Source organism: Bacillus sp. R86525 (assembly GCF_042466195.1).
GTDB classification, from domain to species: Bacteria; Bacillota; Bacilli; order Bacillales; family Bacillaceae_G; genus Bacillus_A; species Bacillus_A nitratireducens.
In genome coordinates this window covers 2,979,148-2,991,014 of record NZ_JAXHPX010000007.1, presented here as the reverse complement: position 1 = coordinate 2,991,014, position 11,867 = coordinate 2,979,148, and the positions used below count along the sequence as shown (strand labels likewise).

At 32.8% G+C, this 11,867-nt stretch carries 11 protein-coding genes and 3 pseudogenes; 12 read left to right on the top strand and 2 right to left on the bottom strand.

What is annotated here, in order from left to right; genetic code table 11:
* Nucleotides 1-82 precede the first annotated feature (82 nt).
* Complete coding sequence (locus SJY24_RS17945; protein WP_377865678.1) at nucleotides 83-412, bottom strand: YkvA family protein; 330 nt, start codon at nucleotides 410-412, stop codon at nucleotides 83-85.
* A gap of 217 nt (nucleotides 413-629) precedes the next feature.
* Between SJY24_RS17945 and SJY24_RS17940 the strand changes: the two genes are divergently transcribed.
* The 4 genes and pseudogenes from SJY24_RS17940 to SJY24_RS17925 form a co-directional block, all read left to right on the top strand.
* On the top strand, nucleotides 630-884 hold the full coding sequence (locus SJY24_RS17940) for a hypothetical protein (protein ID WP_326997821.1): 255 nt from the start codon (nucleotides 630-632) through the stop codon (nucleotides 882-884).
* Nucleotides 838-1,801, top strand: a pseudogene (locus SJY24_RS17935) (N-acetylmuramoyl-L-alanine amidase); the annotation flags it as partial. The gene SJY24_RS17940 and the pseudogene SJY24_RS17935, both read left to right, overlap by 47 nt.
* Before the next feature lie 42 nt (nucleotides 1,802-1,843).
* A complete protein-coding gene (locus tag SJY24_RS17930; RefSeq protein ID WP_377867270.1) occupies nucleotides 1,844-2,635 on the top strand; it encodes an exosporium leader peptide-containing protein in 792 nt (263 codons plus the stop codon).
* Between the two features lie 66 nt (nucleotides 2,636-2,701).
* A pseudogene (locus tag SJY24_RS17925) lies at nucleotides 2,702-2,903 on the top strand (N-acetylmuramoyl-L-alanine amidase); the annotation flags it as partial.
* 206 nt (nucleotides 2,904-3,109) lie between these two features.
* Here SJY24_RS17925 and SJY24_RS17920 read toward each other — a convergent pair.
* A pseudogene (locus SJY24_RS17920) lies at nucleotides 3,110-3,298 on the bottom strand (hypothetical protein); the annotation flags it as partial.
* 18 nt (nucleotides 3,299-3,316) lie between these two features.
* On the opposite strand from SJY24_RS17920, the gene SJY24_RS17915 reads away from it, so the two are divergent.
* From SJY24_RS17915 to SJY24_RS17880, 8 genes are all read left to right on the top strand, one after another.
* Nucleotides 3,317-3,586 carry a hypothetical protein gene (locus tag SJY24_RS17915; protein WP_377865677.1) on the top strand — a complete coding sequence of 90 codons (270 nt, stop codon included), beginning with the start codon at nucleotides 3,317-3,319 and terminating at the stop codon, nucleotides 3,584-3,586.
* A gap of 73 nt (nucleotides 3,587-3,659) precedes the next feature.
* The gene (locus SJY24_RS17910; protein ID WP_377865676.1) at nucleotides 3,660-5,012 is read left to right on the top strand and encodes a DEAD/DEAH box helicase; all 1,353 of its coding nucleotides are present in this window, start codon (nucleotides 3,660-3,662) and stop codon (nucleotides 5,010-5,012) included.
* A gap of 256 nt (nucleotides 5,013-5,268) precedes the next feature.
* Nucleotides 5,269-5,907 carry a TetR/AcrR family transcriptional regulator gene (locus tag SJY24_RS17905; RefSeq protein WP_377865675.1) on the top strand — a complete coding sequence of 213 codons (639 nt, stop codon included), beginning with the start codon at nucleotides 5,269-5,271 and terminating at the stop codon, nucleotides 5,905-5,907.
* 42 nt (nucleotides 5,908-5,949) lie between these two features.
* A complete protein-coding gene (locus SJY24_RS17900; RefSeq protein WP_377865674.1) occupies nucleotides 5,950-7,212 on the top strand; it encodes an MFS transporter in 1,263 nt (420 codons plus the stop codon).
* 6 nt (nucleotides 7,213-7,218) lie between these two features.
* Entirely contained in the window at nucleotides 7,219-9,558 is a 2,340-nt protein-coding gene (locus SJY24_RS17895; protein WP_377865673.1) for an ABC transporter permease, read from the top strand.
* 10 nt (nucleotides 9,559-9,568) lie between these two features.
* Nucleotides 9,569-10,330, top strand: coding sequence for an ABC transporter ATP-binding protein (locus SJY24_RS17890; RefSeq protein ID WP_377865672.1), 762 nt, complete (start codon nucleotides 9,569-9,571; stop codon nucleotides 10,328-10,330).
* Between the two features lie 106 nt (nucleotides 10,331-10,436).
* Nucleotides 10,437-11,147: a class I SAM-dependent methyltransferase gene (locus tag SJY24_RS17885; RefSeq protein ID WP_377865671.1), complete on the top strand. Its 711-nt coding sequence runs from the start codon at nucleotides 10,437-10,439 to the stop codon at nucleotides 11,145-11,147.
* A gap of 120 nt (nucleotides 11,148-11,267) precedes the next feature.
* The gene (locus SJY24_RS17880; RefSeq protein WP_377865670.1) at nucleotides 11,268-11,675 is read left to right on the top strand and encodes a VOC family protein; all 408 of its coding nucleotides are present in this window, start codon (nucleotides 11,268-11,270) and stop codon (nucleotides 11,673-11,675) included.
* Nucleotides 11,676-11,867: the final 192 nt, after the last annotated feature.

Genomic DNA, 11,867 nt, shown 5'->3' with positions numbered 1-11,867 from the left:
GGTGAAGGTTAAATAGAACTATCAATAATTAAAGTTAGCTTTTTTGAAAGTAAAAAGCTAGGTAAATGACTAGATAGTTTAATTATGCTTGTGCTGAAGTAAATAATGACTCCATTTTTATTCTACTCTTTTCTCGAATTTCAGCGTCTGCATGGCGCATTACAAATTTATGCGCTATAGCGATTGCTAAAACATCATCTAATAAGCCAATTCCAATAATAGCAGCTATATCTGGAATGAAGTCGATTGCTAATACGTAATAAGATAAAGCGGCTAATATTATAAATTTCGCTTTAGTAGGTAGCTCCTTTTTTCTCATTGTGTAGTATAAAATAATACTTTCATATACGCTTGATTTCCCGAGGTTCGCTGAGCTTTTTTTGAATTTTTTCCAAAGTGTCTGTTTCTCCATATAAACACTCCTTTTACAAAAACATAGATTTTTTTAAAGGATGGACAAAGAAGCGAAAGAATAATCAATTTTATTGTTTTTTCTTATTGTATATTTCGATATTTATAAGCGAATACCTGTTCAAAATAAAACAATGCTTGTTAAGCGATACGATTATGGAGATGGACGAAGAGAAAATCTGTTTTGGAAAGCAAATAAGTTTCCGATAGAGGTTTAAATGAATTATTTGCGTTCTGCAACGAAGGCAGAAAAAACTTTTGATTTCTTAATACCAGCTATCTTGATAATAATTATTAGATTGTTTATAGCGTATATGAATCCGAATACAACAATAATATTGAAAGGAATTAAGGATATAAATAATCAATCACTTACATTCATTCCAATTTTGGCTGGTTTTAATATAGCTAATTACCTCGTTCCTTATGATTCTAGTACTTGCTGGTTCATTTGCTACAAGTGTTTTTGCTGATAGAACGTTTATTATCCCTAATTTACCAAAACAACCATATCGTTTTGGCGTAGGTGTTTATGAGGGCGTAGTAGCTCATAGTACAGCGACTTCTGAAATATTCAAAAGTATGAATCTCGTACATGGAGAAACGCATTTGTTCAATATGCTGTTGATTGAGATGAAACAATCCAAATCGCTAACATAAAATACATTGCATATGGCGGTGGATCTGCTGCTAATAAACGATTTGTACATGTAGAGTTATGTGAAACAGCAGACCATACAAAGCTCGAGCGTTCATATGAAAAATACGTAAAACTTTTAGTGGAAATCTTAAAAGATAACAAGTTATCTGTAGGAAAAGGATTGTGGATTCACTACGATGTGATTAAATATCTTGGCGGATCAGGAGCTCAATCCCGTGCTGATGTACAACGCGCATACAATAATTCTAGTGTGGATGTTTCTGTATCTGAAAGCCACCTAAACCAACAGAAGTACCAACAGCTGTAACCGATGGTATAGCTTATATTGAAGGTTACAACGTTAATTTACGTAAAGGACCAGACACAAGCTATTCTAAGATTCGTCAACTAAATAAATCAGAAGCTTATGTTGAATGGGGCGAAAAGGCTGGTTGGTTAAATTTTGGTGGAGAGCAATGGATTAAGAACAATTCATCCTATGTGAAGTTTAGTAAGAAAAGTACAGTAGATTCTTCTATTGTAGGAAAGCGTGTTGTTTCTAAAGTTAACATTCTACGTTTCTAGGATGCTCGATCTTGGTAGGAGAAAGACGTGGATAGTTTTGTAGATGTAGGTGAGGTATTTACAATTTTTAGGAAATTAAATATGGAAGGTTCAGTACAATTTAAGGTGCACAATAGTATAGAGAAAACATATTATATTACGATCAATGAAGTTTATGTATATGTAACTGTATTACTACAGTATAGTACACTCATAGGAGGTAGTTATGTGTTTGATAAAAATGAAATACAAAAGATAAATGGGATACTTCAAGCTAATGCATTAAATCCAAATTTAATTGGCCCTACACTTCCCCCAATCCCACCATTTACTTTACCAACAGGTCCAACAGGAGTAACGGGTCCAACAGGAGGGACAGGCCCAACAGGAGTAACGGGTCCAACAGGAGGGACAGGCCCAACGGGAGTAACGGGTCCAACAGGAGTAACGGGTCCAACAGGAATAACGGGTCCAACAGGAGTAACGGGCCCAACAGGAGAGACAGGCCCAACAGGAGGAACTGAAGGTTGTCTTTGTGATTGCTGTGTTTTACCTATGCAAAGCGTTTTACAACAACTTATTGGAGAAACTGTTATTCTTGGCACTATTGCAGACACACCCAACACGCCCCCGCTTTTTTTTCTATTTACTATCACTTCCGTGAATGATTTTTTAGTTACAGTTACAGATGGCACCACAACCTTTGTGGTCAATATATCTGATGTAACAGGGGTAGGTTTTTTACCACCAGGACCACCTATTACATTACTTCCACCTACCGATGTAGGATGCGAGTGTGAATGTCGTGAACGACCAATTAGACAATTACTAGATGCGTTTATCGGATCTACAGTAAGTCTTTTAGCAAGTAATGGTTCTATTGCAGCAGATTTTAGCGTGGAACAAACAGGACTTGGTATAGTACTAGGGACATTACCTATAAATCCAACTACAACCGTTAGGTTTGCAATTTCAACTTGTAAAATTACAGCTGTGAATATAACCCCTATTACGATGTAGTCTATTTCTTTCAGAAGTATCTGTTGCTACTCGATAAGAAAAGCACAGTTTATTTGTCCACTTTGAAAACGTATTGTTTTCAAAGTGGACAATCTACGTTTCTATGATGCTCCATCTTGGAAGTATAAATATGGATCTGGTTCTGTAGATGCAGGGATTTATGATTGATGCAAAGGTGAGTGTCAATGGTTCGCCACAGTACAAAGTACGCAGCAGTAAAGGGAAAACATACTATGTTACTGCAAATGAAGCCTATTTATTCATATAACCGCACTATACTTTCATGATTAATTAGCCATACCCCCTTACTCTTTCTATATCCTTCATTTGTAAATTTCTTACTACTATATTATTGGCGTACAATATATGGCTAAATGTATCTAAATGGTTTTCTAACGCACTAAATTCCCAAATTGATATGGTAAGGCTATAAAAACTTTAATAAATATCTCTAATGCACTATTAGGATTTTTCCATTTTATATTGCAAACCATCTTTCTGAAAGATAAGCTCATATGCTAAATCAAAATGAAGGTTATATAATGCTTTCGTATTACATATTAAATGATAGAACTTAGTTCCTTGATGTACATATTGGTGTAATTTATTTTGAATTGGTGAAACAATGATTTTTAAAATTAGGTTAATATCTTCATTAAAGAAGTTATAGGAGGGAATAACTTGGGCTCATTATTTGATGTCATAGCAGATATAATTTTATTTTATCCTCGAAATGACATAAAATTAAAACATCATATCGCAAAATTAAGTGAATTAGAGTGGTTTCGAAATCTACATGAAGATCCGAAGTATACAATTTTAATTTGGAGTAATAGAAAAATTAAAAAGTTTATTTTGTCTTCTATTAACATGGAAGCATTAATAAAATCCGAGAAAAAACAAAAAGAATTTGTTCATCTAGTACAGGATGAATATAAAAAAAGAAGATAAGAATTTTTTTATTTTTCATATTTGGCGAAACAAATGGTACAATGAAAGCTAATGTGAAAAATAAGGAAAAGAAGTGGTCTATTTGAAAAACTTTTTAGAATTAGGAATTAGTGAAACTTTTAATCATACATTACGTGAAAATGGAATTACAGAAGCAACACCAATTCAAGAGAAGGCAATTCCTGTTATTATGTCAGGTAAAGATATTATTGGGCAGGCGAAAACAGGAACGGGTAAAACGTTAGCATTCGTGTTACCGATTTTAGAAAAAATCGATCCAGAGTGTAGTGATGTTCAGGCTTTAATCGTTGCGCCAACAAGGGAACTAGCACTGCAAATTACAACTGAAATTAAAAAAATGCTTGTTCAAAGAGAAGATATTAATGTACTAGCGATTTATGGCGGGCAAGATGTAGCGCAACAATTGAGAAAATTAAAAGGTAATACACATATTGTTGTTGCGACACCAGGACGATTATTAGATCATATACGACGTGAAACAATTGATTTAAGTAATCTTTCAACGATTGTACTAGATGAAGCGGATCAAATGCTTTATTTCGGTTTCTTATATGATATTGAAGATATTTTAGATGAGACACCTGGTAGTAAACAAACGATGTTATTCTCAGCAACGATGCCAAAAGATATTAAAAAATTGGCGAAACGTTATATGGATGAGCCGCAAATGATTCAAGTACAAAGTGAAGAAGTAACGGTAGATACAATTGAACAGCGTGTCATTGAGACGACAGATCGTGCAAAGCCAGATGCACTTCGTTTTGTTATGGATCGTGATCAGCCATTTTTAGCAGTTATTTTCTGTCGTACAAAGGTTAGAGCAAGTAAGCTTTATGATAATTTAAAAGGACTAGGTTATAATTGTGCTGAACTTCATGGTGATATACCTCAAGCGAAACGTGAAAGAGTTATGAAGAGTTTCCGCGAAGCTAAAATTCAGTACTTAATCGCAACGGATGTAGCAGCTCGTGGACTTGATGTAGATGGTGTAACGCACGTATTTAACTTTGATATCCCTGAAGATGTAGAAAGTTATATTCACCGAATTGGCCGAACAGGACGTGCAGGTGGATCAGGTCTTGCAATTACGTTCGTTGCAGCGAAAGATGAAAAACATTTAGAAGAAATTGAAAAAACGCTTGGTGCACCAATACAAAGAGAAATAATCGAACAACCGATGATAAAAAATGTAGATGAAAATGGAAAACCGGTACAAAAGCCGGCTCCAAAGAAATCAGGTCAATATCGTCAAAGAGATAGCCGTGAAGGTTCAAGAAGTGGTTCAAAAGGTGGTCCAAGAAACGATTCAAGAAATATTTCGAGAAATGATAACAATCGATCATTTAATAAGCCAAATAATAAGAAAAGTAGAACAAAACAAGGTCAGCAAAGACGTGGCCGTTAAATAGTTATTATTCTAAAAGAGTCGCAAAGCATTGCGGCTCTTTTTTATTTTTAAACAACGCAGTCGATATAAGTACAAGGGTGATTGCATAGGAATAATTTTAAAAATTTCATTCACCGTATTAAAAATAAATTTTAAAATTCATAAAGGAAATATAAAGTAGGTTGTTGTATATGTATGATAACAGGAAACTTTTTACATACTAAACATATACTTTAAATAAACCGACAGTCGGTCCGTAGGAAGGAGTACATGAATGAGGATCGTAAAAGAGTATGGGGAGCGTAGAAATGAAATTTTAGAAACTGCTGAACGTTTGTTTGTTACAAAAGGGTATACGAAAACTACAGTAAATGACATTTTAAAAGAGATTGGTATAGCAAAGGGGACGTTTTATCATTATTTTAAGTCGAAAGAAGAAGTAATGGATGAAATTATTATGAGGATTATTAAAGCAGATGTTGCTAAAGCGAAAGCAATTGTCTCTAATCCTAATATCCCAGTTTTGGATAAGTTATTTCGAGTTTTAATGGAACAATCACCAGAATCAGGAGATATAAAAGATAAAATGATTGAGCAATTTCATCAGCCAAATAATGCGGAAATGCATCAAAAAAGTATAGTACAATCCATTATTCATTTATCTCCTGTTTTAGCAGAGATTTTAGAACAAGGAATCGATGAAGGCATATTTTCTACACCATACCCACAAGAAACGATTGAATTATTACTCTCTTCAGCACAAGTCATATTTGATGAAGGTTTATTCCAGTGGAAGCAGGAAGAAATGATAAGGAGAGCTAAAGCTTATATTAAAATGATGGAAGTATCTGTTGGAGCGAAAAAAGGGTCCTTTGATTATATGGTTGAGGTTTTAATTAAACAGAAATCATGATTTCTGTTTAATTATTATAGACCGACAGTCGGTCGAAATTAAATGAAGGGTGTGATGAGGATGCCAGCAAGTATAAAATCTTCTATGAAAGATTTTCACTTAATGGTAAGTGGGCAGATTATTACTATTTTAGGTTCAACACTTTTACGTTTTGCCCTGTCTTTATATGTATTAGATATAACAGGACGTGCTGATATCTTCGCAGGATTATATGCGGTAACGAGTATTCCGTTTTTGCTAGCTCCTCTTGGCGGAGCGATAGCAGATCGTTTCAATCGCCGTAATTTAATGGTTATTTTTGACTTTATCAACGCTGCGATTGTATTAAGCTTTATAGTTTTGTTATTTACTGGAACTGTATCTATTATATTGATTGGAACAATTATGTTTTTACTAGCAGTCGTTAGTGCAATGTATTCACCTGTTGTAATGGCGAGTATACCGCAATTAGTTCCAGAGAATAAGTTAGAGCAAGCGAACGGTATCGTAAATGGTGTGCAAGCATTATCTAATATAGTTGCTCCTGTATTAGGAGGAATATTCTACGGCATAATTGGTTTGAAAATGCTCGTAATAATAAGTTGTCTTGCTTTCTTTTTATCTGCGATTTTAGAAATGTTTATTACAATACCTTTTATAAAAAGAGCGCGAGAAATCCATATCATACCGACAATTGTAAAGGATATGAAAGAAGGATTTATATATGTTTTAAAACAACCATTTATTTTGAAATCTATGCTTTTAGCTGCATTACTAAATTTAATACTTACACCGCTATTTGTTGTTGGTGCTCCAATTATTATACGAGTAACAATGGAAAGTAGCGACATGTTATACGGAATTGGAATGGGATTAATCGATTTTGCTACTATTTTGGGTGCATTATCAATAGGTTTTTTTGCGAAAAAGCTACAGATGAAAACATTGTATTACTGGATGCTTTTAATAGCTTTATTAGTAATACCAATGGCACTTTCAGTTATGCCGGTTATTCTTAATTTAGGATACTATCCACCATTTATCCTCTTTATACTTTCTTCTATTCTAATTGCAATAATCATGACAATTGTATCCATCTATGTGATTACTGTAGTCCAAAAGAAAACACCAAATGAAAACCTAGGAAAAGTAATGGCAATTATAACAGCGGTATCTCAATGTATGGCACCAATTGGGCAAGTCATTTATGGTTTTATGTTTGAAGGATTCAGTATGAAAATTTATTTACCTATATTAGCTATTAGTTTCATAATGATAATAATAGCGATAGTGACGAAGAAAATATTATGGAGTGAGGGGAACTAGCTTAATATGATTAGGAGAATGTTAAAGAGAGATTTCTCTCAAAATAAAATGATAATTACCATTTTATTTATGTTTATCATGTTATCCAGTCTTTTAATGGCAAGTGCTTCAAGTAACGTTATAAATCTATTGAACTCAATGGATCAATTATTTAAAGTATCAAACGCACCGCACTTCGTACAAATGCATGCCGGAGAAATAAACCAAAAGTCAATTAATTCATTTGTAGCGCAAACTCCTTTTGTAAAAAAACAACAAACAGCAGAGATGGTTCAAATAGGCGGATCTAACATTTTTATAAAGAAGAAAAATCAAGCGGAACATAATAGTGTAATGGACATTAGCTTCGTTAAGCAAAATACTATTTTTGACTTTTTATTAGATTTAAATAATGAAGTGATCGATGTTAGGAAAGGGGAAATAGGTGTACCAATTTATTATATGCAAAAATATAATTTGCGTATTGGAGATAAAATATGGGTTGTGAAAAATAATAATGAGCTAGAATTTACTATTTCGGCATTTGTTCGTGATGTTCAAATGAACCCATCACTTGTGAGTTCAAAACGATTTGTAATAAGCGATGAAGACTTCGAAAGAATAAAGGGGAATTTTGGAGAAAGTGAATATCTTATTGAATTCCAGCTAACAGATTTAAATAAAATAAATGAATTTGAAAATCTATACCAGTCATCGAACTTACCTCAAAAAGGTCCCTCTATTACGTATTCACTCTTTAAAACACTCAATTCATTAACAGATGGAATAATAGCTGCAGTACTTATCATAATAAGTGCATTATTAATGCTAATCGCGATTTTATGTATTAGATTTACGATTATGACTTCAATGGAAGAAGATTATCGGGAAATTGGTGTTATGAAAGCTATCGGCATTCAAAGTAAAGATATTCAAAAACTATATGTAACAAAATATATTGTTATTTCCGCTATCGGATGTATATGTGGATATATCCTTTCGTTATTTGTTACAAAAATATTTACCTCTAACATCGCACTTTATATGGGGACAGCTAATAAAAGTATTTTACATTATGTTGTGCCATTGATAGTCACAACATTGTTATTTCTAGCCGTTATCCTTTTTTGCTGCATCATTTTGCGGAATTTCAGGAGAATTACAGCAATAGACGCTTTACGATCAAGAGATAAACTAGGAAAAAGAAAGATTAGAAGATTTTTTTCTCTCTATCAAACTAAAATTACAAATGTAAATATCTTTATTGGTATACAAGATGTAGTGAAACGATTTAAGTTATATCGCGTATTAAGTATCGTTTTAATCATAGCCGTGTTCATGATTGTTGTACCTGTTAACTTTTTGTATACGATTCAGTCACCGAAGTTTGTAAATTACATGGGAACAGGAAAGAGTGATATACGAATAGATTTACAGCAATCTGAAAATATAGATAAACGATTTAAGGACGTAATTTCATATATACGAAATGATGAAGAAGTAGAAAAATATGCAGCATTTGTAACGAGTACATTTAAAATGGTGAAAGCTGATGGTACAAATGAAAACTTAAATGTAGAAGTAGGAGATTTCACTCAATTTCCAATAGAATATGTTAAAGGTATGGCACCAAAAAATGAAAATGAGATCGCTCTCTCTTATATGAACGCAAATGAATTAAAAAAGAATGTAAGGGATGAGATCGTTTTATTTGTAGAAGGAAAAGAGAAAGTGCTAACTATTACTGGTATATATCAAGATGTAACAAATGGCGGCAAAACAGCTAAAGCGAGCTTTTCTTATAATAAAAAAAATATATTATGGTATATAGTAAATGTAGATATGAAACCCAAAGTGAATCTGCAAGAAAAAGTGAAGGAGTATAAACAAAATTTTAATTCTGCAAAAATAACAGATACGGATAATTATTTATCTCAAACTTTAGGAGAGACAATTAAACAATTAAGATTCGTGACTCAAGTGGCAATTTTGGTGGCTATATTGATATCGGTTTTAATTACTGCAATGTTTTTTAAAATGTTATTGGCAAAAGATTCTTCACAAATATTAATTATGAAAAGTATCGGTTTTTCTGACAAAGATATTCGTATACAGTATATAACTCGTTCTATTGTCATTGTATTAATAGGCATTTTAACAGGGACATTTATAGCTGCTACGTTTGGTGAAATGCTAGTAAGTTGGTTAGGTTCATTTATGGGAGCAGCTCAAATAAAATTTGTTGTAAATCCTATCGTTTCTTATGTAATATGTCCAGCTATATTATTTATATCTGTGACAGCAACAACACTTTTCAGTAGTTTTACTATGAAACAAACAAACGATTTAAAACGAAATGGGGAGTAGGGGTTGTAACGTGAAAAAAATTTTAGAAGTAAAGCAATTAAACAAAAAATATTCAATAGATGGAAATGCAACTTATCATGTGTTAAAAAATATAGATTTAGAGATTTATGAGGGAGAGTTTGTATCGGTCATGGGGCCTTCTGGTTCTGGGAAATCGACGTTATTATATAATATTAGTGGAATGGATCAAATGTCATCAGGAAGTGTGAAAATTGATAGTAAAGAAATATCATGTATGAAAGAAGAAGCGTTAGCCAAATTGCGCCTTACTGAAATAGGATTTATTTTTCAGCAGAGCAACCTTCTAAGAAACTTGAATCTATTTGATAATATCATCTTGTCAGCATATTTAGCGAAATATGAGAGTAAGGAAACAGTAAATAAACGTGCTCTGGAGCTAATGGGGAAAATGGGGATAAGTGATATAGCGTCTCATTATATAACTGAAGCATCTGGAGGGCAATTACAAAGAGTTTCTATTTGTAGAGCGCTCATCAATAATCCAAATGTTATTTTTGCTGATGAGCCAACTGGTGCTCTAAATTTAAAATCAACAGAAGAGGTAATGCAAATATTACTAAATATTAACCGTGATGGAACTACTATTATGTTAGTAACTCATGATGTAAAGGTAGCAGCTAAAACAGAAAGAGTTCTTTTTATGGCGGACGGAGAAATTGTTAGCGAAATACAGATGGGTAAGTATAGAAACGATGATTTGAAAGTGCGAGAAGAGAAGTTGTTAAAATGGTTAACCGTACTTGGATTTTAAAGAGATAATATTTTTGACTCCTATTGAATATAGGAGTTTTTTCTTTGTTTGAAAGTTCAAAAAGAGATATAATAATTTTCTGACTATTGATTATGGAGGGATATAAATGAAAAATGAAACGCTACGTACACAAGAAGATATATTAAAAATGCTTGATTCATTATTAAGACCTGCAGAACCATTTTGGAATGAATTTTATGTGAATAGAGAAAAAGATGTTCCGTTTTTTGAAAATGTTCCAGATGAGAATCTAGTTTCGTATATACAAAAAGAGAGTGTTTCAAAAGGGAAAGTATTAGAACTTGGATGTGGTCCAGGAAGAAATGCAATTTATTTAGCAAATGAGGGATTTGATGTAACAGCAGTAGATTTATCTATAGAAGGTATTAATTGGGCGAAAGAGAGGGCATTAGAAAAAGGAATAGAAATTCACTTTATTTGTGATTCAATTTTTAATTTAGGTGCTCAAAATGAATTTGACTTTGTATACGATTCGGGCTGTTTGCATCACATTCCACCGCATAGAAGAATGAATTATGTCGATTTAATTAAAAATTCATTGAAATCTGGTGGTTATTTCGGATTAACATGTTTTGCAGCTGGCGATTTAGATGAGAGGAATGGATCAGAAATAACGGATTGGGACGTATATAGAGGATGGAGTCTACAAGGTGGTCTTGCATATTCTGAAGAAAAATTAAGGGGAATATTTAAAGAGTTTGAAGTGATAGAAATTAGGAAGATGAAACAAATTGAACAACCAAATACTATGTTTGGAGAATCATTTCTTTGGACAGCATTATTTAAGAAGAAATAAGAAAGTAGATAATTGACAAACTCATCGTTTTTATAGACAATATATTTATAAGAATATACGTTCGGTTTTTGTTGGCCAATGTATGTTTTACATAAATACATAACAAGGGGCTGTCTCTATATGAGTAACACAAATCAAAAAATTACGACGTTTTTAATGTTTGAGGGCAAAGCTGAGGAAGCGATGAATTTTTACACATCGCTATTTAATCAATCAGAAATTGTAAGTATCTCTCGTTATGATGAGAATGGACCAGGTAAAGAGGGAACTGTAATTCATGCAACTTTTACGCTAAATGGACAAGAGTTCATGTGTATTGATAGTTACGTAAAGCATGATTTTACATTCACTCCAGCTATGTCTCTTTATGTAACTTGTGAGACGGAAGAAGAAATTGAAACGGTCTTTAATAAACTAGCGCAGGATGGATCAGTATTAATGCCTTTAGGTTCCTATCCATTTAGTAAAAAATTTGGTTGGTTAAATGATAAGTATGGTGTGTCTTGGCAGTTAACACTTGTGGAATAAATTGTAATTTATTTGTTTAATGAGTTCAGTTAAGAGGTTGGAAATTTAAATAACATGTAAAAAGGTGTTCCAACCGTCAACAGGTTTGGAACGCCTTTTTATATGTAAGTGAGTTGTTTAAACTCACTAATTCTACTGTTATATTAATTAAACACTAAATTTTATTTCTATTTGGAATATTTATATTTCTTA